This window comes from Streptomyces mashuensis, from assembly GCF_014654785.1.
GTDB lineage: Bacteria > Actinomycetota > Actinomycetes > Streptomycetales > Streptomycetaceae > Streptomyces > Streptomyces mashuensis.
In genome coordinates, this window is record NZ_BNBD01000002.1 from 689,003 (window position 1) to 715,296 (window position 26,294).

General features: G+C 75.3%; 22 protein-coding genes. 9 read left to right on the forward strand and 13 right to left on the reverse strand.

All coding sequences use genetic code 11. The features are described from left to right. Nucleotides 1-2 precede the first annotated feature (2 nt). Nucleotides 3-2,321, reverse strand: coding sequence for a nuclease-related domain-containing DEAD/DEAH box helicase (locus IE305_RS08360; protein ID WP_190128785.1), 2,319 nt, complete (start codon nucleotides 2,319-2,321; stop codon nucleotides 3-5). A gap of 257 nt (nucleotides 2,322-2,578) precedes the next feature. Then, nucleotides 2,579-2,818: a chaplin gene (locus IE305_RS08365; RefSeq protein WP_190128786.1), complete on the reverse strand. Its 240-nt coding sequence runs from the start codon at nucleotides 2,816-2,818 to the stop codon at nucleotides 2,579-2,581. Nucleotides 2,819-3,190: 372 nt separating this feature from the next. Here IE305_RS08365 and IE305_RS08370 point away from each other — a divergent pair, with 372 nt between their 5' ends. Further along, nucleotides 3,191-3,835, forward strand: coding sequence for a 4'-phosphopantetheinyl transferase family protein (locus IE305_RS08370; RefSeq protein WP_308440232.1), 645 nt, complete (start codon nucleotides 3,191-3,193; stop codon nucleotides 3,833-3,835). Between the two features lie 15 nt (nucleotides 3,836-3,850). Here the strand turns inward: IE305_RS08370 and IE305_RS08375 are convergent, their stop codons facing one another. Then, a complete protein-coding gene (locus IE305_RS08375) occupies nucleotides 3,851-4,822 on the reverse strand; it encodes a polyprenyl synthetase family protein (RefSeq protein WP_229890690.1) in 972 nt (323 codons plus the stop codon). A gap of 281 nt (nucleotides 4,823-5,103) precedes the next feature. Between IE305_RS08375 and IE305_RS08380 the strand changes: the two genes are divergently transcribed. Genes IE305_RS08380 through crcB form a run of 3 tightly spaced genes read left to right on the forward strand, consistent with a single transcriptional unit; the run spans nucleotide 5,104 to nucleotide 6,268 of the window. Further along, the gene (locus IE305_RS08380; RefSeq protein WP_229890747.1) at nucleotides 5,104-5,547 is read left to right on the forward strand and encodes a fluoride efflux transporter FluC; all 444 of its coding nucleotides are present in this window, start codon (nucleotides 5,104-5,106) and stop codon (nucleotides 5,545-5,547) included. Then, nucleotides 5,544-5,912 (forward strand): DUF190 domain-containing protein, encoded by a 369-nt coding sequence (locus tag IE305_RS08385; RefSeq protein WP_190128789.1) that lies wholly within the window; start codon nucleotides 5,544-5,546, stop codon nucleotides 5,910-5,912. Before IE305_RS08380 ends, IE305_RS08385 begins: the two co-directional genes overlap by 4 nt. Further along, nucleotides 5,909-6,268 (forward strand): fluoride efflux transporter CrcB, encoded by a 360-nt coding sequence (gene crcB / locus IE305_RS08390; RefSeq protein WP_190128790.1) that lies wholly within the window; start codon nucleotides 5,909-5,911, stop codon nucleotides 6,266-6,268. Before IE305_RS08385 ends, crcB begins: the two co-directional genes overlap by 4 nt. 16 nt (nucleotides 6,269-6,284) lie before the next feature. On the opposite strand, the gene IE305_RS08395 is transcribed toward crcB, so the two are convergent. From IE305_RS08395 to iolC, 8 genes are all read right to left on the reverse strand, one after another. Beyond that, nucleotides 6,285-7,670, reverse strand: coding sequence for an NAD(P)/FAD-dependent oxidoreductase (locus IE305_RS08395; protein WP_190128791.1), 1,386 nt, complete (start codon nucleotides 7,668-7,670; stop codon nucleotides 6,285-6,287). A 110-nt stretch (nucleotides 7,671-7,780) separates the two neighbouring features. Beyond that, complete coding sequence (locus IE305_RS08400; protein WP_190128792.1) at nucleotides 7,781-9,427, reverse strand: sigma-70 family RNA polymerase sigma factor; 1,647 nt, start codon at nucleotides 9,425-9,427, stop codon at nucleotides 7,781-7,783. Nucleotides 9,428-9,607: 180 nt separating this feature from the next. Next, nucleotides 9,608-11,710, reverse strand: a complete 2,103-nt coding sequence (locus IE305_RS08405; protein ID WP_190128793.1) for an FUSC family protein — start codon at nucleotides 11,708-11,710, stop codon at nucleotides 9,608-9,610. An 86-nt stretch (nucleotides 11,711-11,796) separates the two neighbouring features. Next, on the reverse strand, nucleotides 11,797-13,290 hold the full coding sequence (locus IE305_RS08410) for a CoA-acylating methylmalonate-semialdehyde dehydrogenase (protein WP_190128794.1): 1,494 nt from the start codon (nucleotides 13,288-13,290) through the stop codon (nucleotides 11,797-11,799). A gap of 30 nt (nucleotides 13,291-13,320) precedes the next feature. Further along, nucleotides 13,321-15,210, reverse strand: coding sequence for a 3D-(3,5/4)-trihydroxycyclohexane-1,2-dione acylhydrolase (decyclizing) (gene iolD, locus IE305_RS08415; protein ID WP_190128795.1), 1,890 nt, complete (start codon nucleotides 15,208-15,210; stop codon nucleotides 13,321-13,323). Then, nucleotides 15,207-16,019 (reverse strand): 5-deoxy-glucuronate isomerase, encoded by an 813-nt coding sequence (iolB, locus tag IE305_RS08420; RefSeq protein ID WP_190128796.1) that lies wholly within the window; start codon nucleotides 16,017-16,019, stop codon nucleotides 15,207-15,209. The genes iolD and iolB overlap by 4 nt, the downstream gene beginning before the upstream one ends. Nucleotides 16,020-16,059: 40 nt before the next feature. Continuing rightward, nucleotides 16,060-16,944: a Cgl0159 family (beta/alpha)8-fold protein gene (locus tag IE305_RS08425; protein ID WP_229890692.1), complete on the reverse strand. Its 885-nt coding sequence runs from the start codon at nucleotides 16,942-16,944 to the stop codon at nucleotides 16,060-16,062. Continuing rightward, nucleotides 16,941-17,957: a 5-dehydro-2-deoxygluconokinase gene (gene iolC / locus IE305_RS08430; RefSeq protein ID WP_190128797.1), complete on the reverse strand. Its 1,017-nt coding sequence runs from the start codon at nucleotides 17,955-17,957 to the stop codon at nucleotides 16,941-16,943. The genes IE305_RS08425 and iolC overlap by 4 nt, the downstream gene beginning before the upstream one ends. A gap of 238 nt (nucleotides 17,958-18,195) precedes the next feature. Here iolC and IE305_RS08435 point away from each other — a divergent pair, with 238 nt between their 5' ends. From IE305_RS08435 to IE305_RS08455, 5 genes are all read left to right on the forward strand, one after another. Beyond that, entirely contained in the window at nucleotides 18,196-19,155 is a 960-nt protein-coding gene (locus IE305_RS08435; protein WP_190128798.1) for a sugar phosphate isomerase/epimerase family protein, read from the forward strand. Between the two features lie 52 nt (nucleotides 19,156-19,207). Then, a complete protein-coding gene (locus IE305_RS08440) occupies nucleotides 19,208-20,269 on the forward strand; it encodes a Gfo/Idh/MocA family protein (RefSeq protein WP_190128799.1) in 1,062 nt (353 codons plus the stop codon). A 32-nt stretch (nucleotides 20,270-20,301) separates the two neighbouring features. Further along, on the forward strand, nucleotides 20,302-21,306 hold the full coding sequence (locus IE305_RS08445; RefSeq protein WP_190129001.1) for a Gfo/Idh/MocA family protein: 1,005 nt from the start codon (nucleotides 20,302-20,304) through the stop codon (nucleotides 21,304-21,306). A 213-nt stretch (nucleotides 21,307-21,519) separates the two neighbouring features. After that, nucleotides 21,520-21,723 carry a helix-turn-helix transcriptional regulator gene (locus IE305_RS08450; RefSeq protein WP_190128800.1) on the forward strand — a complete coding sequence of 68 codons (204 nt, stop codon included), beginning with the start codon at nucleotides 21,520-21,522 and terminating at the stop codon, nucleotides 21,721-21,723. Nucleotides 21,724-21,843: 120 nt separating this feature from the next. Beyond that, nucleotides 21,844-22,056, forward strand: coding sequence for a heavy-metal-associated domain-containing protein (locus tag IE305_RS08455; protein WP_190128801.1), 213 nt, complete (start codon nucleotides 21,844-21,846; stop codon nucleotides 22,054-22,056). A 411-nt stretch (nucleotides 22,057-22,467) separates the two neighbouring features. Here the strand turns inward: IE305_RS08455 and IE305_RS08460 are convergent, their stop codons facing one another. Together IE305_RS08460 and recD2 are read right to left on the reverse strand one after the other, a co-directional pair. Beyond that, complete coding sequence (locus tag IE305_RS08460) at nucleotides 22,468-23,757, reverse strand: citrate synthase (RefSeq protein WP_190128802.1); 1,290 nt, start codon at nucleotides 23,755-23,757, stop codon at nucleotides 22,468-22,470. 169 nt (nucleotides 23,758-23,926) lie between these two features. Next, on the reverse strand, nucleotides 23,927-26,170 hold the full coding sequence (gene recD2, locus IE305_RS08465; protein WP_190128803.1) for an SF1B family DNA helicase RecD2: 2,244 nt from the start codon (nucleotides 26,168-26,170) through the stop codon (nucleotides 23,927-23,929). Between the last annotated feature and the right edge of the window lie 124 nt (nucleotides 26,171-26,294).

The following is a 26,294-nucleotide window of genomic DNA, read 5'->3' on the forward strand; positions in this document are numbered from 1 at the left end:
GCCTACGCGCCCCGGCCCGGCTGTGCGTACGGCGCGTACGGGACGTGGGCCTCCCGGTGGCGGCCCCGGGCGTCGTACGGCGTGACGGCGGCGCCCCGCAGCTCGTACGCCGCGCCCTCCCGGCGCGCGTCCTGCTCCGCCGCGCGCACCACGCCCAGCCACAGCGTGTCCCGGGCCCGGGTCATCGCCACGAACAGCTGGGCCCGCGCCAGCTGCGCCCGTTCCAGCGCGATCTCGTCGTCGACGGCGCCGGGCGGCGCCCACGCCGTCCACGCCGTCGCCGGCCGGCCGCCCCCGTCCGGCACGGGCTCCAGCCAGGGGCCCGGGTCGGGCAGGTGGACGTGCTTGAACTCCAGCCCCTTGGCGCGCCGGTAGCTGCCCACCTTCACGCCCGCCACCGGGCGGCCGTCGTACCGTTCCAGCGCGCACACCGGTATGCCTGCCCGTTCCAGCAGCCGCCGGTAGCGGCCCACGTCGCGCTGCGAGCGGCACAGCACCGCCGAGTCGGGCCAGGACGCCCGGCCGCGGGCGCGCAGGGCGTCCAGCAGGGCCGCGTCCCGGGCCTGCGGGTCGGTGAAGACGGCCCGGGTGACCTGGCCGTCGTGGTACGTGGGGTGGATGTCGCGGCGGCCGGCGAGCCGGCTGCCGTCGATGTCCTCGAAGGCGTCGTCCGCGACGACCGCCAGCGCGGCGTCCAGGATGGCCTTGGCGTTGCGGTAGTTGGTGCGCAGCACCTGGCCGCGGTCGCCGCGGACGTCGATGCCGGCGTCGGACAACCGGTAGCCGCCCGGATAGACGGCCTGCTGGCCGTCGCCGACCAGCAGCAGCCCGTTGGGCGCGTCGCCCACCAGGGCGTGCAGCAGCCGTACGCCCACAAGGGTGAGGTCCTGCACCTCGTCCGCTATCACCGCCGCGTAAGGGGACCGGCCCGGCCGGGCGCTGGCCTCGGCCAGGGCGAGCGTCAGGATGTCGTTGAAGTCGTGCACCCCGCGCTCGGTGCGCAGCCGCTCGTACTCCTCGTACAGCTCCCACACGGCCTCGCGGTGCGGGCGGCGCAGGGCGGCGCGGCGGCGGTGCCGGCGCAGGGTGGCGTACTCCTCGAACGAGGTGATGCCGCGCCCCTTGATGACGCAGTCGATCTCCTCGCGCCAGTAGCGCGGTGACGGGTCGAGGGCCGACAGCACGCTGTCGCGGCCGCGCCGCACCCAGGCCCGGCTGAACGCGTCCTCGGCGCGGCCCCCGTGCAGCCGGTGCGCAATGCCCCGCTCCTCCAGGAACGCCCGGGCCCACGCGTGCAGGCTGCGGAACTCCACCCGGCCGACGACGGCCGGGGACATGGTGCGCAGGAAGGTGCGCTGCACGCGCGGCAGGTTGCTGGCGAACGTCACGTAGAGGATGCGTCCCGTCGTGCGCTGCGCCAGGTGCGCGGCGCGGTGCAGGGCCACGACGGTCTTGCCGGTGCCGGCGGGGCCGCCGATGCGGGCGGGGCCGGACCAGTTGCGGCGCACCAGCGCCACCTGGTCGGGGTGCAGGAACGTCATCCACTGCTCGATCGGCCCGCGCCGGGCCGCCTTCGCGGCGGCGTCGCGCAGGGCGCCGACGTCGAAGAGGGCGTCCTCGTCGTGCGCTGCGGCCCTTATGGGGAGGGGCGTCACCGGCGCCACGGGTGCCACGGGTGCCGGCGGCAGCGGCCCGGCGGCCGAGGGGGTCCCGGCCGGCGCGGGCCCGGCCGACGAGGTCTCGTACGCCGGGAACACCGTCTCCAGGTGCGCGGCGACCACCCGCACCATGGCGGCGCTCAGCCGCACCCGTTCCGTCAGCAGGGCGGGCGCCACCTCGCGCTCGCCCAGCAGCCGCACTCTCCCCAGGGCCGCGTCGAAGGAGCGGCCGGAGAACACCATCAGCGGCTGCACGGCCACCGGTGACAGGCCGAGCGGCGCGAGGGCCGCCTCGGTGACGCGGGTGACCGCCAGCAGCTTGCGGACCTCGCCGTCGCGCGGCTGCCGCCCGGCGGTGAGCCGGCCGCCGGCCGCCTCGGGGGCGGCCCGCCAGGTCTTCACGTCGATGACGAACACCCCGCCGGGCCCGACGAGGAGCATGTCCACGTTGGCGGCGCGGGTGCCCGGCCAGCGCCGGTCCACCAGCAGGTGCCAGCCGCGGCCGGTGAGCATCAGCAGCTGGGCCGCGACCCTGCGCTCGCCCTCGCTCGCCGCCTCCCACCGCTCCGCCTCGCGGCGTGCCGCCCACAACTGTTCGCGCAGTTCGCGCTCCTGCCGCCGGGCCTCGCACGCCCGGTCGTACGCGGAACCTCCGGCCACCATGGCCCGCCCCCTCCCCGCCCGCGCGTCCCCCGTCGTCGCGCAACCGTCCTCTTAGGGAGAGTTCCCGCAAATCGGGGCACCGTCACCCGATGGGGCCGGGCGGCGGGGCGCCGGAAGGGCGCAGGGCGCCCGCCGGCGTCGGCCGGGTCGGGCGCCCTGCACACCAGGACGGCTCCGGGCCGGGGAGGGGTCCCGAAGCCGCGGCCCGGCGCGGGGGACGCGCCGGGGACTCGTCGGCCGCTGCGTCGGCCGCTGCGTCAGTCGTTGATGCAGACGTTGCCGGAGGCGGCGTTGAGCAGGCCGAGGATGTCGATGGAGTTGCCGCAGAGGTTGATCGGGATGTGGATGGGGACCTGGATGACGTTCCCCGAGATGACACCCGGGGAGCCGGCGGCGACACCCTTCGCTCCGGCATCGGCCACCGCGCTGCCGGCGACACCGGCGAGCGTGGCGCCGACGGCGGCGGTGACGACTGCTGCCTTGGCGATTCGTGACATGGGGAGACACCTTTGCTCGGTCGTACGGGACGGGCTCCCGGCCCAGGGGGGCCGGGAGCCCGGATCAACGTCCGAAAAGGACAAAGGTTTCGTGGGCGCGGCGTCCGGGTGAGATCTTGCTGCGGTCGGATGAACAGGAATAGGGGTTTCCGCATGGGATTTCCGGCCGGCCGGGGTTCCGGCGGCCCCGGGCGGCCCCGCATACTTTTCCGCGCATACGACGAGCCGACCGGCGGGCAGGGCAGCACGAATGGGGGCAGGACCATTTCCGGAACGGAAACACGAGCGGAAACAGAAGCGGAACCGGCAGCCGGGCGAGAGGGTGCCGCGGCGGAATTCCTGGGCGCGCTGCTGATTCCCGGCATCGAGGTCGTGGAGTCCTTCCGCGACCCCGACCACGTCGCGGGGCTCTTTCCCGAGGAGGCGGCCCTCGTGGCCGGTGCCGTGGACAAACGCCGCCGGGAATTCGCCACCGTGCGCGCCTGCGCGCGGACGGCGCTGGGCCGGCTGGGCGTGGCGCCCGCGCCCATCCTGCCGGGGCAGCGCGGCGCACCACAGTGGCCGGCCGGGGTCATCGGCAGCATGACGCACTGCGAGGGCTACCGGGCGGCGGCCGTGGCGCGGGCCGCGGACGTGCTCACGGTGGGCGTGGACGCGGAGGTGCACGCGCCGCTGCCGAACGACGGCGTGCGCGGGCTGATCACGCGCCCGGAGGAGCACGGGCCGCTGGCCCGGCTGGCGGCGGCGCGGCCCGGCGTGCACTGGGACCGGCTGCTGTTCAGCGCCAAGGAGAGCGTCTACAAGGCGTGGTTCCCGCTCACGACGATGTGGCTGGACTTCCAGGACGCGGTGCTGGACCTCGCCGCCGACGCGTCGGGCACGGAGGGCACGTTCCGGGCGCGCATCCTCGACCCGGCGCCCCTGCGGGCCGCGACGGGCGGCCGGCTGTCGGGCTTCGAGGGGCGCTGGGCGGTACGGGACGGGCTGGTGGTGACGGCCATTTCCGTACCGCGCTGACGCCCGGCGCTCCCTTCACGCGTCCCGCGCCGCCACCCGTACCGCGAAGGCCGCCAGTTCCTCGCGCCAGCCCTCGGCGAGGGGCGGGGCGGCCACCGTGTGGCGGGCGCGGCAGACGAGTTCGTCGATGAGGCGCTCGGCCGTGTCGCGTTCCTCGGCGTCCAGCAGCAGTTCGCGCAGCATTTCCGCGTCCCAGGTGAACTCGGGGCCGCCGTCGAGGAAGCCGCGCAGCCGCCAGGCGGCGTGCAGGGGGCGGGCGTACGCGGCGTAGACGGCGTCCAGGTCGGGGCGGGCGGCGAGGGCGGCACCCAGGCGCAGGGGGTGGCGCAGGGCGTACCAGCCGGCCGAGCAGCCGCGGTCGCAGCCGGCGACGCACCGGCCGGGCCAGGGGTCCTCCAGGTACTCGGCGGCCAGGGCCTGGTGGCCGTAGCTGCCGATGGTCCGTTCGCGGCGCAGTTCGTCCCACACGCGCCACGGCTCGGCGGGCAGGCGGGCGGCGAGCCGGTCGGCGAGGGCCAGGGCGAGGTCGCCGGCGAGGGTGGCGGACGCCTCGCCGAAGCGGCGGGCCTCGCCCGCCCAGCCGCCGTGCTCGTGCTCGGCGGCGCGGCTGACATGGAGGGTGGGGATCCCTCTGCGCAGGGCGGCGTTCTCGCGTATGTCGGCGCGTATGAGGGTGCAGGTGTCCAGGAGTTCCAGTGCGGCGGCGGCGTCGACGGGGGCGGGGGCGCCGGGGTCGCCGCCGGCCGCGAGGTAGCCGGTGAGGAAGACGGTGGGCCGGGCGCGGTCGCCGCCCGCCGAGACGAGTTCGGCGAGGGACTCGACGAGGCCCGCGCCGCGCGCGTCGGTGGTGCGCCAGCGGCGGTGCTCCTCGTCCAGGACGGCGCGCAGCCGCTCCTCGACCCGGTCGAGCATCTTGGCGCGCTGGAGCTGGGGCGACACGGTGCGGGGCGCGGCCGGGGGCGGCAGCTGCCGGTGGTGCTTCGTCATCGCGGACTCCCTGGATCGACGGCGGTCGGCTGCGATCGGCTGCGGCGGCCGCGGCCCCTGAACGGCGGCGGTCCGCGGGGGCGGCGGAGGCGACCGGACAGGCCAGAAGGCTGCCCAGCGACGGCGGGGGGAAGCGCCGGTTTCCTGCCAACCCGGGGCGCGTGCCCGGGGCCCGCGCCGGAGCGCCGGGGCGCGGCGGGGGCGTGCCGCGGCGGGCGTACCGGGGGGACGTGTGCGCCCCGCGTTAGCCTGACGCGGTGGGAACGACTCAGGCGGGGCCGGTGACCGGCCCCGGCAGCACGGGCGCGGCGGTGCCGCGGCGCGGTGGTGCGGGGCAGGGGCCGGTGGTGTGCGCGGTGTCCGCCGGCGGTGGCGTGGGGGCGGCGGCCCGTTACGGCGCCGGGCTGCTGTGGCCCACGGCGCCGGGCGGGTTCCCCTGGACGACGCTGGGCGTCAACGTCGTGGGATGCGCCCTCATCGGTGTCCTGCTGGTGACGATTGCCGAGCGGGGCACGCCGCACCGCCTGGTGCGGCCGTTCCTCGGCACGGGGGTGCTCGGCGGCTTCACCACGTTCTCCACGTACGCGGTGGACGTGCACCGGCTGGTGACGGAGGGCCGCCAGGCCGCCGCGGCGGGCTGCCTGGTGGGCACGCTGCTGGGCGCGATGGCGGCGGTGTGGGCCGGGTCCGCGGTCACGCGGCTGGCGCTGGGGAGGCGGCGATGAGCCTGCCGGGCGCCGCGGTGCGGCTGACGGCGTACGTCGGCGAGTCCGATGTGCACGGCCACCGCCCCCTGTACTCCGAGATCGTGCACCGGGCGCACGCCGCCGGGCTGGCCGGTGCGAGCGTGTTCCGCGGCGTGGAGGGCTTCGGCGCCTCCTCGGTGGTGCACACGGCGCGGCTGCTGTCGCTGAGCGAGGACCTTCCGGTGGCCGTGGTGGTCGTCGACACCGAGGACCGGGTGCGGGCCTTCCTGCCGGTCCTGGACGAGCTGGGCGTGACGGGCCCGGTCACCCTGGAGCCCGTACGGGTCGTGCGGTACGGCGGCCGCGCGGCGCCGGAGGAGGCGCCCGGGGAGGGGCCCGCGTGACGTGGCTGCTCGTGGTGGCGGGGGCCATGGCCGGCGCCCCGCTGCGCTATCTGACCGACCGTGCGGTGCAGGCGCGGCACGACTCGGTGTTCCCCTGGGGCACGTTCGTCGTCAACGTGGTGGGGTGCCTGGTGCTGGGCGTGCTCACGGGGGCGGCGCCCGGGGAACGGCTGCGGTTGCTGCTGGGCACGGGCCTGTGCGGGGCGCTGACGACGTACTCGACGTTCTCCTACGAGACGCTGCGGCTGGCCGAGGACGGCGCCCGGGGGTACGCGGTGCTGAACGTCGTGGCGAGCCTGGTGTGCGGGCTGGGCGCGGCCTGGGCCGGGGTGGGCCTCGGCCACGCCCTGCGGTGACCCCCGTGGAGCCCGCCTATTCGCGGTGCAGCGGCGGCTCGGTGGGTGCCTGCCCGCCGCGGCCGAAGAGCACCGCGGCGGCCACCCTGGGGGCGAACAGCGAGGCGGTGGGGGCGGTCAGCGAGAGCACGTCGCGGAAGGCCCGGCCCACCACGGGGTCGCCGGTGGCGCGTGCCACCAGCCGGGTCATGTACCACTCGGCCGGCTTGTCGACGGCGCGCGGCCGCAGGGCGTTGCCGGTGGCGCCGGGCATGTTCTTGTCGGCGCCGGCGGAGATGTCCCACGCCTGCCGGGTGGCCTCGAACAGGGCGCGCTGCACCCGGAGCGTGGTGGGGGTGCGGCGCGGGTCGTCGAGTGCGTCGCGCAGCGCCACGGCGCTGAGGGCGGCGACGGACAGGCCCTGCCCGTAGATGGGGTTGAAGGAGCACAGGGCCTCGCCGGCGGCCAGGAAGCCGGCCGGGCGGCGCCCGGGCCGGTCGTAGCGGCGGCGGACGTTGGCGGTCTTGCGGAAGCCGTGGATGGGCGTGAGGGGGTCGGCCTCGCGCAGCCAGTCGTGCAGCAGGGGGTGCGGCAGGGTGGCGGCGAAGGCGAGGAAGCCGTCCTCGTCGGTGGGCGGTTCGTCGCCGCGCACCCCGGAGAGGATGACCGACCAGCGGTCGCCCTCCAGGGGCAGCATGATGCCGGCGCGGCGCTGGGCGGGGTTGGGGACGACGTAGACGCCGCGGTAGGTGAGGTCCTGGTCGGCGGGGCGGGCCTTGAAGAAGCGGGTGGCGTAGGCCAGGCCGGTCTCCAGGTGCTCCTCGTGCGGCGGTTCGGCGCCGAGGGCGGCGAGCCAGCGGGGCGCGCGGGAGGAGCGGCCGGTGGTGTCCAGCACCAGGTCGGCGGCGAGGTCGTGCGTGCCGCGGCCGGAGCTGCCGCGCTCGCGCAGCCGTACGCCGCGCACGCGCCGGGCGTCGCCGAGCAGGCCGACGGCCTCGGCGCCCTCGACGGTGGTGATGCGCGGGTGGGCGAGGACGCGGCGGCGCACCACCCAGTCGGTGAGCGGCCGGGAGCCGGTGAGGTAGTGGGTGGTGGGCTCGGTGCGGCGGTAGTAGGTGCCGGCCTGCCAGTGCACGATGTCGCGGGGCGCGCCGATGCGGGGCGCGCCCTCGGCGACCAGTTCGCCGACGAGGCCCGGCAGCAGCTTCTCCACGGCGTGCTGGCCGCCGAGGAGCAGGACGTGCGTGTGCCGGTCCTGCGGCAGTCCCGGGCGGGACTCGGGGCCGTCGGGGAAGCGGTCGCGCTCCACGAGCGTGACCTTCTCCGCGTGGGCGGCGAGCACGTGCGCCGCCAGCAGCCCCGCGAGGCCGCCTCCCAACACCACCGCGTGCCGTCCGGTCACGCCGTTCCCCGCACCGCTCATCGTCCGCCCCTCCGCCGGTTCAGCGTCGTGGGCCGCCCGTGCCGTGGCGCGGGCGGCCGCCGTTGATCATCACCGTACCGGCGGACGGGGGGAGTTGGGGACCGGTCGGCTCAGCGGGCGCCGAACACCTGTGTCCAGCGGGGGCCGCCGGGGGCGGTGTTGATGCCGATGCCGATCTCCTTGAAGGAGCAGTTGAGGATGTTGGCGCGGTGGCCGGGGCTGTTCATCCACGAGTCCATGACGGCCGCGGCGTCCTGCTGCCCGTAGGCGATGTTCTCGCCGTACGTGCTCCAGCGGTAGCCGGCGGCGGTGATGCGGTCGCCGGGGCCCTTGCCGTCGGGGTTGGTGTGGTCGAAGAAGCCGCGGGCGGCCATGTCGTCGGAGTGGCCCTGGGCGGCGGCGTCCAGGAGGCTGTTGGACGTCACGGGCGAGCAGCCGGCCTTGGCGCGTTCGGCGTTGACGAGGGCGACGACCTTCTGGGCCGTGGAGCCGCCGCCGGGGTTGGACGGCGCCTTGGGGGCGGCCTTCCTGGTGGGGGCGGCGGTGCGCTCCCCGGACGTGTCGGAGGTGCGGGAGGCCGACGGCGAGGGGGTGGCGGAGGCGGACGCGGAGGCGCTCGCGGAGGGCGAGGCGGACGCGGAGGCCGAGGCGGAGGGCGACGGGCTCGCGGAGGGGCTGCCGGAGCGCAGCGGCGAGGGGTCCTTGGCGCCCAGCTGGTGCAGCTCGCCGGAGGCGGGGCGGTCCTCGGCGGTCAGGCGGGTGTCGTCGGGGGACGTCTGCAGGAGGTAGCCGCCGCCGGCTATGCCGCCGCCTATGAGGGCCAGGACGCCGGCGCCGACCGCCACGCGGCGGGCGGTGCGCGGCTTCGACCGGTGGCCGCGCCCGGCGGACGTCCGCCCCTCGGAGGCGCGGCGCCGGCCGCGCGGGCCGGGTATGGAGGCGCTGTGGGCGACGGGCGCGGTGTGCGCGGCCGGCGTGCCCCAGCGGTGCAGCAGGGCGCCGCCCACGGGGACGAGGCCGAGACCGGCGAGGAGGCCCTCGGCGGGCACGAGCGCCGACAGGGCGCCGGAGCAGCGACCGCACTCGCGCACGTGGCGGGCGATGCGCTTGCGCCACAGCGCGGAGGGCACGCCGTCCCAGGTGGCGACGGTGTCGGCGAGGCGCGCGCACCGCGGGTGGGCGGCCAGGGCCTGGACGACGTTGCGGGCGATGTCCAGCTGGGCCTTGGTGCGCTGCACGCGGACGGCGGTGTGCTGGGGGGTGAGGTCCAGCGCGGCGGCGACCTCGGCGCGGGTGAGCTCGCCCGCCGCCTCCAGCCACCACAGGGACAGCACTTCCTGCTCGCCCTCGTCGAGCCAGCGGGTGGCCTCGGCGGCCTCCTTGCGCTGGCCCTCCAGGCCGAGCCGCACGATGGTCAGGTCGACGAAGTCGGCCTGCGGGTCGACGACGTCGCCGACGACGTCCTGGATGCCACTGACGGGGGCCTCGGGCCGCTTGTCCCGCCAGTGGTTGCGTATCTGGTTCATGGCGACGGCCACCAGCCAGGAGCGGAAGCTCGCCGCGTCGCGGAGCCCGTCCAGGCCGTTGATCACCCGCAGCATGGTGTCCTGCACGACGTCGTCGACGTCGGCGTGGCCGTTGAGGGCCCGTCCGACGATGTTGTAGACGAGCGGCAGGTGGGCGGCGACGAGCTCGTCCTGCGCCGCGGTGTCCCCGGCCCTCGCCGCCTCGACCACGGCCACGTTCACACTCTCCACGCCCGCACCTCTCTTGAAGCATCCGCCACCGCGCCACCGCGCGGCGGCGCTGGATCCGACACCTGGGAGACCCGGTGCGGCGGGGCGGATAACAAAAAGTTGGTGGCGAATCTACGGGAGGACCGTAGGACTGTCGTACGAAGTGTGAACGGCCTCACGTTTACAGGCCGTCAGAAATGGTCAAGGGCGGCGGGCGCGGTCCCGGCCGCGCGGGGCCGGCCGGAGCGCGGCGGCGAGCTCGTCGAGGGCGTCCAGCAGCAGCTCGCCGGCGCGCACCGGCACGGCCTCCGGGTCGGGCGCGGCCTGCCGTGCGGCCAGTGCGGCGCGGGGCGCGGACCAGTCCAGCGGCTCCCGGTGCCGTACGGCCCGTACGGCGGCCGGCAGGGCGGCGCGCAGCGCGTCCGCGAACGCCCCGGCGTCCGGCGAGGGCGGGGCGTCCCGGCCCGGCAGGTGGGCCTCCATCAGCATCACGGCCCGGCCCGCGGTGGCCAGGGCGGCCTCCGCGGCGCGCTCGGCGCGGCGGGAGAGGCCCCGGTGCCGTACGGGCTCGTGCCGGGCCCGGCCGGCCGCCTCCTCCCAGGCGCGGCGGGCCGCGCGGGCGTCCAGCAGCGCCTCCCGGACCCGGCGCGGGCGGCGCTCGCCGGGGCGCGCGTACACGGCGAGCACCGCCAGCGCGTACCGGCCGTTGGTGTCCAGCCAGTCGGCGAGCCGGTCCCGCAGCCGCGGCGTCTCCCAGGCGGGGAACACGGCGTACGCGGCGAGCGCCAGCGCCCCGCCGAGCAGGGTGAGCACCAGGCGCGACTGCACCGTCTGCGACCAGCCCTCGCCCACGACGCCGAGCAGGAAGACGACGTACGCGGCGATGCACGCGGAGGCCACGCTGTAGCCGGTGCGCATGAGCAGGTACATCAGGCCCACGCAGAGCACGGCGAGCCCCGCGCAGACGTACGGGCCGGGGTGGGTGAGGATCACCAGGCCGCCGGCCAGCAGCACGCCGACGACGGTGCCCACGAAGCGCGCCACGCCGCGCGAGTAGGTCTGGGCGAAATCGGGGCGCATCACCATCACCGACGTCATGGGCGCCCAGTAGGCGTGCCCGAACGGCAGCGCGCCGCCCAGCGCGTGGCCGACGGTGACCACGGCGGTGACCCGGACCGCGTGCCGGCCGATGGCGGAGGAAGGGCGCGCCTCGCGGCGCAGGGCGCGCAGCCCGACGGGCACGAGCCGGGGCACGGAGGGCCGCAGCAGGTGGCGGCGTTCCTCCTCGGTGATGCCGGGGCGGGTGGAGGTGACGGGCTCGTCGGCGGCCTCCACGACGTCGGCGAGCAGCACCATGAGCCGCAGCGCCGAGCGGCCGGCCGCGCCGCGCAGCGCCGTCTCCGTCCCGGGCTCCGGCACGTCGAGCGCCGCCATGGTCTCCGGCGGCAGCCGCACGGGCCGGCCCCGGCGCACGGCGTGCGCGACGGCGTCCAGGACGGTGGCGGCCGCGGCCAGCAGTTCGCGGGCGCGGTCCCGGCCGGGGCCGTCGGGCGGCGCGCCGAGGACGGGGTCGGCGAGCGAGGCGAGGACCGGCCGCAGCCGCTCCGCCAGCCCGCGGGGCCCGGCGAGCTGGGCGGGGCGGCGCCGCGCCTGGCGCGGGGTCAGTTCGGCGGCGCTGCGGGCGTCCATCAGCGGCTGCGGGTCGAAGGGCGCGGTGGGGTCGTGCCGGAGCCGGCGGGCGTAGTCGGCCTCGGCGGCGAGCGCGTCGGCGAGGGCGTCGCGCTGCCGGCCCCAGGGGCGGATGGGGAACAGGACGATCAGCGCGGCCTGGACGAGGCCGCCGAGGACGATGATGCCGGCGTGTTCGAGGGCGCCCAGGACGGTGGTGGGCAGCGTGACGGTGAACAGCATCACGGCGACCATCTGGGAGGCCACCATGCCGGACACCGGCCCCACGGCCCACGCCATGCCGGCGAGGAAGGCCCAGGCGGCGAGGAGCGCGTCGAAGAGGAGGGGGCGGGAGATGGTGAGGTAGCCGGTGAAGGTGGAGACGCCCAGCCCGCAGGCGGCGGCGAGGGCCAGCACGGGCCGGGGCCGCCAGCTGCGCTGGAAGGTGGCCACGCCGGAGGCGAAGGCCCCGAACGCGGAGGAGACGGCGAGGGCGGGGGTGGCCACGGCGAGGAAGACGCCGACGACGACGGCGACACCGGCCGCGCCGCGCAGCGCCACCAGGGGTTCGAGCTTGGCGCGCTCGACGGTCAGCCCGGCGCGCACGGTGTCCCGGAGAGCGCGCGCCCACGTCATGAGGGTGAGCTTAAGGGTGAGGGCAGGGCAAACCATTACATTCCGGCTGCCCCGCCCTCCCGGCCGTCATTCCGGCCGGCGTCCCGTCAGCGGTGGCTCGGGAACCCCAGGTCCACTCCCCCGTCCGCCGGGTCCGGCCACCGCGTGGTGATCACCTTGCCCCGCGTGTAGAAGTGCACCCCGTCGTTGCCGTAGACGTGGTGGTCGCCGAAGAGCGACGCCTTCCAGCCGCCGAACGAGTGGTAGCCCACCGGCACCGGGATGGGCACGTTGACGCCCACCATGCCCGCCTCCACCTCCAGCTGGAAGCGGCGCGCCGCGCCGCCGTCGCGGGTGAAGATTGCCGTGCCGTTGCCCCACGGCGAGGCGTTGATGAGCGCCAGCCCCTCCTCGTACGTCTCCGCGCGCAGCACGCACAGCACCGGCCCGAAGATCTCGTCCCGGTAGGCGTCCGCCGTCACCGGCACCTTGTCGAGCAGCGAGATGCCGATCCAGTGCCCGTCCTCGTACCCCGGCACCGTGAGGCCGGTGCCGTCGAGCACCACCTCCGCGCCCTGGGCGGCGGCGCCGCGGACGTAGGAGGCGACCTTGTCGCGGTGGGCGGCGGTGATGAGCGGGCCCATCTCGGACGCCGGGTCGTCGCCCGGCCCCACCTTGATCTTCTCGGCGCGCTCGCGGATCCGCGCCACCAGCTCGTCGCCGGTGCCGCCGACCGCCACCACCGCCGAGATCGCCATGCACCGCTCGCCCGCCGAGCCGTAGGCCGCCGACACGGCGGCGTCGGCGGCGGCGTCCAGGTCGGCGTCGGGCAGCACCAGCATGTGGTTCTTGGCGCCGCCGAGCGCCTGGACGCGCTTGCCGTGCGCGGACGCGGTGGCGTGGATGTGCCGGGCGATGGGCGTGGAGCCGACGAAGGAGACCGCGGCCACGTCCGGATGCTCCAGCAGCCGGTCCACGGCCGTCCGGTCGCCGTTGACGACGTTGAGCACGCCGTCGGGCAGGCCGGCCTCCGCGGCCAGCTCCGCCAGCCGGATCGCGGCCGACGGGTCCTTCTCGCTCGGCTTCAGCACGAACGTGTTGCCGCACGCGATGGCCAGCGGGAACATCCACATCGGCACCATCGCCGGGAAGTTGAACGGGGTGATGCCCGCGACCACGCCCAGCGGCTGCCGGATCGCGGCGACGTCCACCCGGCCGGACACCTCGGTGGACAGCTCGCCCTTGAGCTGCGTGGTGATGCCGCAGGCCAGCTCCACGATCTCCAGGCCGCGCGCCACCTCGCCCAGCGCGTCCGCGTGCACCTTGCCGTGCTCGGCGGTGATGAGGCGGGCCAGCTCCTCGCGGCGCGCGTCGAGCAGCGCCCGGTAGGCGAACAGCACGGAGGTGCGGGTGGCCAGCGAGGACGTGCGCCACGTCGCGTACGCCTCCTTGGCCGCCGCGACCGCTGCGTCGACCTCCTCCACGCCGGCGAAGGCGACGCGCGTGGTGACGGCCCCGGTCGCCGGGTCGGTCACCGGTCCGTACGTGCCGGAGGTGCCCTCGACGGACTTGCCCCCGATCCAGTGGTTCACGGTCTTCATCGGCTGCGGCCTCTCTCGCGTGGGGTGCGCTTACGGACGGAGGTGACGGCGGCGCTCGGCGGCGTCCCGCTCGTACCCGGCCCGGGCCGTGACGGCCGCCGGGCGGGTCGCGGTCTCGGCGACAGGCACATCCCACCACGCCTGCGCCGGGGGCGCGCCGGACACTGTGTCGGCTGTTTCGGTCTCCACGTAGACACATGTGGGCCGGTCCGAGGCGCGCGCCTCCGCCAGCGCCGCGTGCAGCTCCTTCGCCGTGCGGGCGCGCAGCACGGTCATGCCCAGCGAGGCGGCGTTCGCGGCCAGGTCCACGGGCAGCGGGTCGCCGGTGTACGTGCCGTCGGGGGCGCGGAAGCGGTAGGCGGTGCCGAAGCGCTCGGCGCCCACGGCCTCGGAGAGCCCGCCGATGGAGGCGTAGCCGTGGTTCTGCACCAGCACCACCTTGACGGCGAGGCCCTCCTGCACGGCGGTGACGAGCTCGGTCGGCATCATCAGGTACGTGCCGTCGCCGACGAGCGCCCACACCGGGTCGTCGGGGGCGGCCAGCTGCACGCCGAGGGCGGCCGGGATCTCGTAGCCCATGCAGGAGTAGCCGTACTCCACGTGGTACTGGCGGCGGGAGCGGGCGCGCCACAGCTTGTGCAGGTCGCCGGGGAGCGACCCGGCGGCGTTGATGACGACGTCGTCGTCGCCGACGACCGCGTCCAGCGCGCCCAGCACCTGGGCCTGGGTGGGGCGGGCGCCGTCGCCGCGCCCGTCGGAGGGCGCGAAGGCGCGGTCGACGAGGGTCTCCCACTCGGCCTTGCCGGCGGTGTACGCGCGCACGTACTCCTCGTCCACGCGGTGGCCCGCGAGCCCGGCGGCGAGGGCCTCCAGGCCGGTGCGGGCGTCGGCGACCAGCGGCAGCCCGGCCAGCTTGTGGGCGTCGTGGCCGGCGAGGTTGAGGTTGACGAAGCGGACGCCGGGCGCGGTGAAGAGGGTGGCGGAGGCGGTGGTGAAGTCGGTCCAGCGGGTGCCGGCGCCGAGGACGAGGTCGGCGGCGCGGGCCAGGGCGTTGGCGGTGGCGGTGCCGGTGTGCCCGATGCCGCCCACGTCGGCCGGGTGGTCGTACCGCAGGGAGCCCTTGCCGGACTGGGTGGAGGCGACCGGGATGCCGGTGGCGTCGGCCAGGGCGCGCAGCGCGTCCTCGGCCCCGCTGTGGTGCACGCCGCCGCCGGCCACGATCAGCGGCCGGCGGGCGGCGCGTACGGCGCGTACGGCCGCGTCCAGTTCGGCGGGGTCGGGCGCGGGGCGGCGTACGTGCCAGGTGCGCTCGGCGAAGAACTCCTCCGGCCAGTCGTACGCCTCGGCCTGCACGTCCTGCGGCAGGGCGAGGGTGACGGCGCCGGTCTCGACGGGGTCGGCGAGCACCCTCATGGCGGCGAGGGCAGCGGGGATCAGCGCCTCGGGGCGGGTGACGCGGTCGAAGGAGCGCGAGACGGGCCGCAGGCAGTCGTTGACGGAGACGTCACCGGCGCCGGGGTGTTCGAGCTGCTGGAGGACGGGGTCGGCGGGGCGGGTGGCGAAGACGTCGCCGGGGAGCAGCAGGACGGGGATGCGGTTGATCGTGGCGAGGGCGGCGCCGGTGACGAGGTTGGTGGCGCCGGGGCCGATGGAGGTGGTGACGGCGTGGGCGGAGAGCCGGTCGCGGTGCCGGGCGTAGCCGACGGCGGCGTGGACCATGGCCTGTTCGTTGCGGCCCTGGAGGAAGGGCAGGGCGTCGCCGGTCTCCAGGAGGGCCTGGCCGACGCCGGCGACGTTGCCGTGGCCGAAGATCCCCCAGCAGGCGGCGATCAGCCGCTGCCGGCGGCCGTCGCGCTCGGTGTACTGCTGGGTGAGGAACTCCACCAGGGCCTGGGCAACGGTGAGACGGCGGGTGGTCATGACGTGGCTCCCGGGTAGAGCGGCAGACGGGGGTCGACGGGCTGCTCCGGCCAGGTGGCGCGGACCCAGGCGTGGTCGGGGTGGTCGCGGATGAGCCACTCGCGCTCCGGTCCGGGGCCGGCCATGACGTTGAGGTAGTACATGGTGTGGCCGGGCGCGGCGATCGACGGCCCGTGCCAGCCGTCGGGGATGACGACGGTGTCCCCGGTGCGGACCTCGCGGAGCAGGTCGGTGCCGTGGTCGCGCGACGGCGACACGCGCTGGTAGCCGAGGCCGGGGGTGCCGGTGGGGCCGTCGGCGATCTCGAAGTAGTAGATCTCCTCCAGCTCGGACTCCTCGCCGGGGTGGTACTCGTCGTGCTTGTGGGGCGGGTACGACGACCAGTTGCCGCCGGGGGTGAGGACCTCGACGGCGATGAGCCGGTCGCAGGCGAACGTGTCCGCGGCGGCGAAGTTGTTCACCTGCCGCGAGCAGGTGCCGGTGCCGCGCAGCTCGACGGGTACGGCCTCGGCGGGCCCGTACCGCGCGGGCAGCCGCCGTGTACAGCGGGCCCCGGCGAGGGCGAAGCGGCCGCCGGCGGCGGTGGCCACGCCGGCGTGGGTGTCGCGGGGGAGGTAGGCGAAGTCGGTGACGGCGGTGAAGACGCTGTCGCGGCCGCGGAGGGCGAAGGTGTCACCCTCGCGGGTGGTGACGGTGCAGCCGCCGCTGAGGGGCAGCACGATCCACTCGCTGCCGCCGGTGGGGAAGGAGTGGGTGCCGCCGGGCGGGAGGGTGACGATGTCGAGGGAGGTGTAGGTGTGGTCGGTCATACGGCTCCTCGTGCGCTCGGCCGGAAGAATCCCGTTCCCCTCACAGCAGCCCCACCGCCGCGTCCACCGCGCCCGCCACGTCCCCGTCCGGCGGGTACAGCAGCGCGCGCCCGGCCACGAGCCCCCGCACGGACGGCAGTCGCAGGGCCGCACCCCACCGTTCGTACACGTCCTCCGGCCGCGCCCCCACGTCACCCCCCAACAGCACCACCGGCAACGTCGTCGCCCCCATCGCCGCCTCCATCTCCTCCGGGTCCTCCGTCACCGGCACCTTCAGCCACGTGTACGCCGACGTCGCCCCCAGCCCCGAGGCGATGGCGAGGGCCGTCGCCACCGCCTCGCCGCTCAGGTCGTTGACGACGCGTCCGCCGTCGGCCCGGCGGGAGACGAACGGTTCGACGAACACCGGGAGGCGGCGGGCCGCCATCTCGTCGACGGCCCGGGCCGCCGCCTCCAGCGTGGCGAGGGAGCCCGGGTCGTCGTAGGCGATCCGCAGCAGCAGCTTGCCCGCGTCGAAGCCGCGCCGCACCAGGTCGTGGGCGCGCGGGCCGGTGAAGCGGTCGTCAAGTTCGAAGGCGGCGCCCTGGAGGCCGCCGCGGTTCATCGACCCGATGACGACCTTCTGTTCGAGGGCGCCGAGCAGCAGCAGGTCGTCCAGGACGTCGGCGGAGGCCAGCACGCCGTCGACGCCGGGCCGGGACAGCGCGATGCAGAGGCGTTCGAGCAGGTCGGCGCGGTTGGCCATGGCGAGGCGGCGGGGGCCGACGCCGAGCGCGCCGCGGGCGGGGTGGTCGGCGGCCACGATCATCAGCCGGCCGCCGGGGCCGAGCAGCGGCCGGCGGGCGCGCCGGGCGGCGGCCTCCGCGATGGCCTCGGGGTGGTGGCTGCGGACGGCCGGCAGGTCCGCGATGCGGACGGCCGTCACGAGGCGGCCCCGGCGAGCAGGGTGGTGATCTCGTCGTGCGTGGGCATCGCGGAGGAGCAGGCGAGGCGGGAGGCGACGAGGGCGCCGGCGGCGTTCGCGTACGTCAGGGTGCGCTCCAGGTCCCAGCCGGCCAGCAGCCCGTGGCAGAGCGCGCCGCCGAAGGCGTCCCCGGCGCCGAGGCCGTTGAGCACCTCGACGCGGACGGCCGGCACCTCGGCGGTGGTGCCGTCGCGGTGGACGGCCAGGACGCCCTCGGGCCCCTGTTTGACAACGGCGAGTTCGACGCCGGCGGCGAGCAGGGCGCGGGCCGCGGCGTGGGGGTCGCGTTCGCCGGTGGCGACCTCGCACTCGTCGGCGTTGCCGACGGCGACGGTGGCGTGGGCGAGCGCGGCGGCGTAGTGGGGGCGGGCGGCGGCCACGGCGGCGGGGCCGGTGCGGCCGCCGGCGCCCGAGGCACCGCCCTCGCCGCCCCAGAACACCGGCCGCCAGTCGAGGTCGAAGACGGTGGTGCCGGCCTTGGCGCGGGCTTGGAGCGCCGCGAGGGTGGCCGAGCGGCTGGGCTCCTCGCACAGGCCGGTGCCGGTGACCCAGAAGACGCGGGTGGCGCGGACCGCCGCGAAGTCCAGTTCCTCGGGGCGGATCTCCAGGTCGGGGGCCTTGGGCCGGCGGTAGAACCAGAGGGGGAAGTCGTCCGGCGGGTGGATCTCGCAGAACGTCAGCGGGGTGGGGTAGGCGGCGACGGGCGTCACCCAGCGGTCGTCGACGCCGAAGGCCCTCAGCTGGGCGTGCAGGTAACGGCCGAAGGGGTCGTCACCCGTACGGCTGACGAGCGCGGTGCGGCGGCCCAGGCGGGCGGCGGCGACGGCGACGTTCGCGGCCGACCCGCCGAGGAACTTCCCGAACGTGTCGGCCTCCTCCAGCGGCACCCCGGCCCGGAGCGGATACAGGTCCACTCCCAGCCGGCCCATGGTGATCAGGTCGTACGAACCGCCGGGACCGTCGTGACCGGCCATGACACCCCCTCCGCGCTCGACGCCCCGGCGGGCCCGGGGCCGACGCCAGCAGGTCTAGCGGGGGCCGCGCCCCACTGTCAAGGATTTGTCCTTACATATTGACGTCGGGTGGGCGTTCTTGACGTGACGTCCGTATGTCATGACGAAACCTTGACACCCTGTCGCCCGCTCGCGAAGCTACCGGCATCCGCAGAGCCCTTGCCCGGCCGACGCCGGCCGGCGAGAGGAGAGCCGCCGCATGGACGCAGCCGCAGCAGCCGCCGCAGCCGCAGCCGCCCGCACTCCCCCCGGCCCGCGGCCCCCGGTCCTGGACCGCATCCGGGTCGGCTCCGCCCCGGACTCCTGGGGCGTCTGGTTCGCCGACGACCCGGCGCAGGTGCCCTGGCAGCGGTTCCTCGACGAGGTGGCCGACGCCGGCTACGAGTGGATCGAGCTCGGCCCGTACGGCTATCTGCCCACCGACCCCGCCCTGCTGCGCGACGAGACGGCCCGCCGCGGCCTCAAGGTCTCCGCCGGCACCGTCTTCACCGCCCTGCACCGCGGGCCCGCGGTCTGGGACGCCACCTGGGCCCAGGTGGCGCGCGTGGCCGCGCTGACCCGGGCCATGGGCGCGGAGCACCTCGTCGTCATCCCCGCCTTCTGGCGCGACGACCGGACCGCCGAGGTCCTGGAAGACCGGGAACTGACCGCCGCACAGTGGCGGGAGCTCGCCCGCGGCACCGAGCGGCTGGCCCGGCAGGTGCGCGACGCCTTCGGGCTCGGCATCGCCGTCCACCCGCACGCCGACACCCACATCGACACCGAGGAGCACGTCACGCGCTTCCTCGACGCCACCGACGCCGGCCTGGTCGACCTCTGCCTGGACACCGGGCACTACGCCTACTGCGGCGGCGACAGCGTGCAGCTCCTGCGCACCTACGGCGAACGCATCGGCTACCTGCACCTCAAGCAGGTGGACCCCGCCGTGCTCGCCGGCGTCGTCGAGCACGGCACGCCCTTCGGGCCGGCCGTCGCGCAGGGCGTGATGTGCGAACCGCCCACCGGCGTACCGCCGCTGGAACCCGTCCTGTCCGCCGCCCAGGAGCTGGGCGTGGACCTGTTCGCCATCGTCGAGCAGGACATGTACCCCTGCGCGCCCGACGCACCGCTGCCCATCGCCCGGCGCACCCGCGCCTTCCTGCGCTCCTGCGGCGCCTGAACCGTCCGGGCCCTCCGGCCTTCCGGACCTTTTCGAGGGAGAGAGCACAGCCATGACGCGACAGGACGCCCCGGACCTCCTCGGCGTGGCCGTCGTCGGCGCGGGACGCATGGGCGCGGACCACGTACGGCGCATCGAACGGGTGATCAGCGGGGCGCGGGTCGTGGCCGTCGCCGACGTGGACGAGGAACGGGCCCGGGCCGCGGCGGCCCTGGCCGGCGGCTGCTCCGCACACACCGCTCCCGAGGCGGCCATGGGGGCGCCGGGCGTGGACGCCGTGCTGATCGCCTCCCCCGGGCCCGCGCACGAGGCGACGCTGCTGGAGGCGCTCGCCCGCGACGTGCCCGTGCTGTGCGAGAAGCCGCTCACCCCGGACGCCGCCTCGGCGCTGCGCGTGGTCGAGGCGGAGGCACGGCTGGGGCACCGCCGGGTCCAGGTGGGGTTCATGCGCCGGTACGACCCGGAGTACGGGCGGCTCAGGGCCCTGCTCACGGGCGGCGGGCTGGGCCGGGCGCTGATGCTGCACTGCGTGCACCGCAACGCCGCCACCCCGCCCGGCTACACCGCCCCCATGATGATCAGCGATTCGGTGGTGCACGAGATCGACACGGCCCGCTGGCTGCTGGACCAGGAGATCGCCGCGGTGCAGGTGGTGCGGCCGGCGCCGTCGGGGACGGCGCCGGAGGGGCTGGACGACCCGCAGCTGGTGCTGCTGGAGACGGCGGGCGGCGTGGTCGTGGACGTGGAGATCTTCGTCAACTGCGGCTTCGGCTACCAGGTGCGGTGCGAGGTCGTGGGCGAGCGCGGCACGGCCCGGGTGGGCGACGACCACGGGCCCTTCGTGAACGCCGCGGGCCGCTGGGGCGGGGCGATCCCCGCCGACTTCCGGGTGCGCTTCGAGGAGGCGTACGACCGCGAGGTGCAGGCATGGGTGGACGCCACGCGGCGCGGGGACACCACGGGGCCGGGCGCCTGGGACGGCTACGCGGCGGCCGCGGTCTGTGAGGCGGCCCTGCAAGCCCAGGCGACGGGCGGGCGTACGCGGGTGGAGATGGCCCCGCGGCCGGCGCTGTACGGGGCGGAGAAGGACGGCGGCGGGAGGGCGGACGGATGACCCGGGGAGCAGGCGGCACGGGCGGGGCCGGGCTGCGGGTCGGGGTGCTCGGGGCCGGGCGGATGGGGGCGTTCCACGCGGCGGCCCTCGCCCGGACGGAGGGCGTGGCGGAGCTCGTGGTCGCGGACGCCGACCCCGCGCGGGCGGCCGCCGTGGCCGCGGCCGTGGGCGCCGGTACGGCCGCCTCGGCGGGCGAGCTGCTGCACGCCCGGGGCGTGGACGCCGTCGTCATCGCGACCGCCACCGCCTCCCACGCGGAGCTGATCGTGCGGGCGGCGCGGGCCGGGCTGCCGGCGTTCTGCGAGAAGCCGGTGGCGCTGAGCCTGCCGGGGACCGTGGCCGCGCTGCGCGAGGTGGAGGCGGCGGGGACGCTGCTGCAGATCGGCTTCCAGCGCCGCTTCGACCCGGGTTTCCGGGCCGCGCGCGAGGCCCTGCGGTCGGGCGCACTGGGCCGGGTGCACACCATCCGGTGCGTGACCTCCGACCCGGCGCCCCCGCCGCCCGCGTTCCTTCCCCACTCGGGCGGCCTGATCCGCGACTGCATGGTGCACGACTTCGACACGGTGCGGTGGCTGACGGGGCGTGAGGTGGTGGAGGTGTACGCCCGCGGGTCGGACGCGGGCCCGGCGTTCTTCCGCGAGGCGGGCGACGTGGCCACCGCCGTGGCCCTGCTCACGCTCGACGACGGCACGCTCGTCACGGCGACCGCCACGCGCTGCAACGGCGCCGGGTACGACGTCCGCACCGAGCTGTCCGGCGACCGGGACCAGTGGGTGGTGGGGCTGGACGAGCGGTCCCCGATGACCTCGGCCGAGCCGGGCGGCCCGGCGGCACCCGCCCGGCCGTGGCCGGGCTTCCTGGAGCGGTTCGAGGGCGCGTACCGGGCCGAGCTGGCCGCGTTCGTGGCGGCCGTGGCGCGCGGCGAGACGACGGGGCCCTGCCCGGGCGCGGAGGGGCTGCGCGCGCTGCACGTGGCCGAGGCGTGCGAGCGGTCCCGCCGCGAGGACCGACCGGTCCGGCTGGCGGAAACGGGCTGAGACGGGCTGGGGCAGGCGCTGCGCGCGCGGCGGTGTCACGCACGTGTAACGGACGTCACACCGGCGCCCTGTTTCCGTCACAGCGCGGGACGCCCCTGCACGGGTCGTCACTCTCCGTCGTTCACCCCGGCAGGGTGAACGACGACAGGCCGCGCCGCGGCTCCCCCCACGGAACCCCTTCCGTGGCCGCGGCACGGCGGAGAGGCGCGTGAGATGACCGACCGTCGGCTCTGGTCCTACAAGGAGATCGCGGCCCACCTGGGGGTGCAGCCCGACACCGTCCGCTCCTACCGCAAGCACGGAATGCTCCCGCAGCCGGACCTGACCGAGAACGGCAGGCCCTACTGGTTCGCCGACACCATCCGGCTCTGGGTCGCCTCCCGTCCGGGCAACCGGGCGCGGAAGGCGAGAACCTGACGTCCACCCCTGCCCGCACACCCCCTGGGTATACCCCCAGGGGGTAAGCTGCTTCCCTGGCGGTCGTCAGCGGAGCGCAGCAAGCGCCCGCTACGTCACACACGTTCGAGGAGTACGCCCATGAGCACCACCGTCTACCAGGTGACCGGCATGACCTGCGGCCACTGCGAGTCCGCGGTCACCAGCGAGCTCTCCGCGCTGGAGGGCGTGACCTCGGTGCAGGCGGTGGCGGCCACCGGTCTGGTGACCGTCACCTCGGCCGCGCCGCTGGACGACGAGGCGGTCCGCGCGGCGGTGGACGAGGCCGGCTACGAGCTCGCCGGCCGCGCCTGAGCCGCACTCCGCAACGGAGACCTAGATCACAGCGATTGGCGGGTAACCATCGCGGGGGGTCGTGGGTCTAACCGGGCAGTGCTGGATCGTCTTGGGGGACGGACCGGCCACGCGTGGCCGGGACGGCGTACCCGGGGAGCTTTGAGCGGCCCTCCCGTATGTACGCGTCCCGGCAGGTCGCGTCCAGCAGCTCCCGGCCGGATCCCGTGGGGGGAATCCGCCGGGGCGGGAAAGCGCCTCGCTCCGACCCGTGGGGGGATCGGAGTCGGGGCGCTTTTCACATGCACCCTGCACCTACTTGTCCGCCCTCCGGACGGCCCCGGACGATCCCGTGACGATCCCGGAACGGCGCGAGGCGCCCCGCACCTTCCGGTGCGGGGCGCCTCGTACGGTCTGCGGGGCGGGCGCGCGTCAGCGCTGCTCCACCGGGACGAAGTCGCGCTGGACGACGCCCGTGTAGATCTGGCGCGGGCGGCCGATGCGGGAACCCGGCTCCTTGATCATCTCGTGCCACTGGGCGATCCAGCCGGGGAGCCGGCCGAGCGCGAAGAGCACGGTGAACATCTCGCTCGGGAAGCCCATCGCGCGGTAGATGAGACCCGTGTAGAAGTCGACGTTCGGGTACAGGTTGCGCGAGACGAAGTAGTCGTCGCTGAGGGCGTGCTCCTCGAGCTTGAGCGCGATGTCGAGCAGCTCGTCGCTCTTGCCGAGGGCCGACAGGACGTCGTGCGCCGCAGCCTTGATGATCTTGGCCCGGGGGTCGAAGCTCTTGTAGACCCGGTGGCCGAAGCCCATCAGGCGGACGCCGTCCTCCTTGTTCTTCACCTTGCGGATGAAGGCGTCGACGTCGCCGCCGGAGGCCTGGATGGACTCCAGCATCTCCAGCACGGCCTGGTTGGCGCCGCCGTGCAGGGGGCCCCACAGGGCGTTGATGCCGGCGGAGATCGAGGCGAACAGGTTGGCCTGCGAGGAGCCCACCAGGCGCACGGTCGAGGTCGAGCAGTTCTGCTCGTGGTCGGCGTGCAGGATCAGCAGCTTGTCCAGGGCGCTGACGACGACCGGGTTGAGCTCGAACTCGGCGGCGGGCACCGAGAAGGTCATGCGCAGGAAGTTCTCGACGTAGCCGAGGTCGTTGCGCGGGTAGACCACCGGGTGGCCGATGGACTTCTTGTACGCGTACGCCGCGATCGTCGGGAGCTTGGCCAGCAGCCGGATCGTCGACAGGTGGCGCTGCTTCTCGTCGAACGGGTTGTGGCTGTCCTGGTAGAAGGTCGACAGCGCGCTGACCACGGAGGACAGCATGGCCATCGGGTGGGCGTCGCGCGGGAAGCCGTCGTAGAACCGCTTGACGTCCTCGTGCAGCAGGGTGTGCTGGGTGATCTCGCCCTTGAAGGCGGCCAGCTCGTCGACGGTGGGCAGCTCGCCGTTGATCAGCAGGTACGCCGTCTCGAGGAACGAGCTGCGCTCGGCCAGCTGCTCGATGGGGTAACCGCGGTAGCGGAGGATGCCCTGCTCGCCGTCGAGGTAGGTGATCGCGGATTTGTAGGCGGCGGTGTTGCCGTAACCGGAGTCCAGGGTCACCAGACCGGTCTGGGCACGGAGCTTGCCGATGTCGAAGCCCTTGTCGCCGATGGTGCTGTCGACCACCGGGTAGGTGTACTCGCCGTCCCCGTACCGCAGTACTACAGAGTTGTCGCTCACGTCATCCCTCACCGACGTTGTGCCTCTTCTTCGAGGTGCCCTGACTACCCCTACCTTCCCCCATTTGGACGATCAACGTGCACTCGGGGTCGGCCATAGGGCCTACCGGCGGCACTCAGTGCCGCTCGGCCTGGCCATCCTGCCCCCTTCGCCCGGATTGGTAAACCGTTCAGAGACGAACACCACCTCCACCACCCCCGCGCACGCCCCCCGCCAGCCGGTGGTCCAGAGCCGTGCAGCGCCGTCCGGCGGACACCGTCCGCACCGCCTGCCCCAGCGCCCGCCGGGACCCCACCAGCACCACCAGCCGTTTGGCCCTGGTCACGGCGGTGTAGAGGAGGTTGCGCTGGAGCATCATCCACGCACCCGTGGTGACCGGGATCACCACGGCGGGGTACTCGCTGCCCTGCGAGCGGTGGATGGTCACCGCATAGGCATGGGCCAGCTCGTCCAGCTCGGCGAAGTCGTACCCCACCTCCTCGTCCTCGTCGGTGAGCACCGTCAGCCGCTGCTCCACCTCGTCCAGCCCGGTGACGACGCCGACCGTGCCGTTGAAGACGCCGTTCCGGCCCTTCTCGTAGTTGTTGCGGACCTGGGTGACCTTGTCCCCCACCCGGAAGACGCGCCCGCCGAAGCGCCGCTCGGGCAGGTCCGGCCGGGCCGGGGTGATGGCCTGCTGGAGCAGGCCGTTGAGGGTGCCCGCACCGGCCGGGCCCCGGTGCATCGGCGCCAGCACCTGCACGTCCCGGCGGGGGTCCAGGCCGAACTTCGCGGGGATGCGCCGCGCCGCCACGTCCACCGTCAGCCGCCCGGCCTCCTCGGTGTCCTCCTCGACGAAGAGGAAGAAGTCCGCCATGCCCTGCGTGACCGGCGGCACCCCGTTGTTGATGCGGTGGGCGTTGGTCACCACGCCCGACTGCTGCGCCTGCCGGAAGATCCGGGTCAGCCGGACGGCCGGCACCGGGCTGCCCGGCGCCAGCAGGTCCCTCAGCACCTCTCCGGCGCCCACCGACGGCAGCTGGTCCACGTCCCCCACGAGCAGCAGGTGCGCCCCCGGCGGCACCGCCTTGACCAGCTTGTTCGCCAGCAGCAGATCCAGCATCGACGCCTCGTCCACGACCACCAGGTCGGCGTCCAGCGGCCGGTCGGCGTCGTAGGCGGCATCACCGCCCGGCTTGAGCTCCAGCAGCCGGTGCACCGTGGACGCCTCGGCGCCGGTGAGCTCCGCCAGCCGCTTGGCGGCCCGGCCGGTGGGCGCCGCCAGCACCACCCGGGCCTTCCTGGCCCGCGCCAGCTCCACCACCGAGCGGACGGTGAAGGACTTGCCGCAGCCCGGCCCGCCGGTGAGCACCGCGACCCGGCTGGTGAGCGCCAGCCGCACCGCGTCCCGCTGCTCCGGGGCCAGCTCCGCGCCCGTCCGCCCGGCGAGCCAGCCCAGCGCCCGCTCCCAGTCGGTGTCCGCGAAGGCCGCCAGCCGGTCCTCCTCCGCCCGCAGCAGCCGGGTCAGCCGGCCGGCCAGCGACAGCTCCGCCCGGTGGAAGGGGGTGAGGTAGACGGCGGTGACCGGCTCCCCGCCGTCGGGCCCGGGGACGCTCTCCCGGACCACCCCGCCCTCCTCCTCCGCGGCGAGCCCGGCCAGGCAGTCGATGACCAGACCGGTGTCGACCTGGAGCAACTTCACCGCATCCGCGATCAGTTGCTCCTCCGGCAGGAAGCAGTGCCCCTGGTCGGCCGACTGCGACAGGGCGTGCCGCAGCCCGGCCTTGACGCGCTCCGGGCTGTCGTGCGGGATGCCCACCGCCTGGGCGATGCGGTCGGCGGTGAGGAAGCCGATGCCCCACACGTCGGCCGCCAGCCGGTAGGGCTCCTGACGGACGACCGAGACGGACGCGTCGCCGTACTGCTTGTAGATGCGGACGGCGATGGAGGTGGAGACTCCCACGCCCTGGAGGAAGACCATCACCTCCTTGATGGCCTTCTGCTCCTCCCACGCCGCACCGATCGACTTCGTCCGCTTGGGGCCCAGGCCCGGCACCTCGATCAGGCGCTCGGGGCTCTGCTCGATGACGTCGAGCGTGTCGGTGCCGAAGTGGCTCACGATGCGGTCGGCGATGCGCGGCCCGATGCCCTTGATCAGGCCCGAGCCCAGGTAGCGGCGGATGCCCTGGATGGTGGCGGGCAGGACCGTCGTGTAGTTCTCGCAGAGGAACTGGCGGCCGTACTGCGGGTGGGAGCCCCAGCGCCCCTCCATGCGCAGCGACTCGCCCGGCTGGGCGCCCAGCAGTGCCCCGACGACCGTGAGCAGGTCGCCGCCGCCGCGCCCGGTGTCGACGCGGGCGACCGTGTAGCCGCTCTCCTCGTTGGTGTAGGTGATCCGCTCCAGGACCCCTTCGACCACAGCCCTTTGCACCATGCCCGAACGGTACCGCCGGGCCCCGACAGGGCGTTCGGGCCTGTGGAAAACCTTCGTTCCGCTTCATGCGGAGCCGGGGCCCGGATGCGATTCGAGGGGCCCGGTCCGACGACCGGGCCCCTCG

Coding starts and splice junctions, on each gene's coding strand:
- iolC (WP_190128797.1), bottom strand. CDS start 17,957: ATGGCCGGTCACGACGGTCCCGGCGGTTCGTACGACCTGATCACCATG.
- IE305_RS08435 (WP_190128798.1), top strand. CDS start 18,196: ATGGACGCAGCCGCAGCAGCCGCCGCAGCCGCAGCCGCCCGCACTCCC.
- IE305_RS08450 (WP_190128800.1), top strand. CDS start 21,520: ATGACCGACCGTCGGCTCTGGTCCTACAAGGAGATCGCGGCCCACCTG.
- IE305_RS08455 (WP_190128801.1), top strand. CDS start 21,844: ATGAGCACCACCGTCTACCAGGTGACCGGCATGACCTGCGGCCACTGC.
- iolB (WP_190128796.1), bottom strand. CDS start 16,019: ATGACCGACCACACCTACACCTCCCTCGACATCGTCACCCTCCCGCCC.
- IE305_RS08360 (WP_190128785.1), bottom strand. CDS start 2,321: ATGGTGGCCGGAGGTTCCGCGTACGACCGGGCGTGCGAGGCCCGGCGG.
- iolD (WP_190128795.1), bottom strand. CDS start 15,210: ATGACCACCCGCCGTCTCACCGTTGCCCAGGCCCTGGTGGAGTTCCTC.
- IE305_RS08365 (WP_190128786.1), bottom strand. CDS start 2,818: ATGTCACGAATCGCCAAGGCAGCAGTCGTCACCGCCGCCGTCGGCGCC.
- IE305_RS08440 (WP_190128799.1), top strand. CDS start 19,208: ATGACGCGACAGGACGCCCCGGACCTCCTCGGCGTGGCCGTCGTCGGC.
- recD2 (WP_190128803.1), bottom strand. CDS start 26,170: ATGGTGCAAAGGGCTGTGGTCGAAGGGGTCCTGGAGCGGATCACCTAC.
- IE305_RS08385 (WP_190128789.1), top strand. CDS start 5,544: ATGAGCCTGCCGGGCGCCGCGGTGCGGCTGACGGCGTACGTCGGCGAG.
- IE305_RS08375 (WP_229890690.1), bottom strand. CDS start 4,822: ATGACGAAGCACCACCGGCAGCTGCCGCCCCCGGCCGCGCCCCGCACC.
- IE305_RS08410 (WP_190128794.1), bottom strand. CDS start 13,290: ATGAAGACCGTGAACCACTGGATCGGGGGCAAGTCCGTCGAGGGCACC.
- IE305_RS08405 (WP_190128793.1), bottom strand. CDS start 11,710: ATGACGTGGGCGCGCGCTCTCCGGGACACCGTGCGCGCCGGGCTGACC.
- IE305_RS08395 (WP_190128791.1), bottom strand. CDS start 7,670: ATGAGCGGTGCGGGGAACGGCGTGACCGGACGGCACGCGGTGGTGTTG.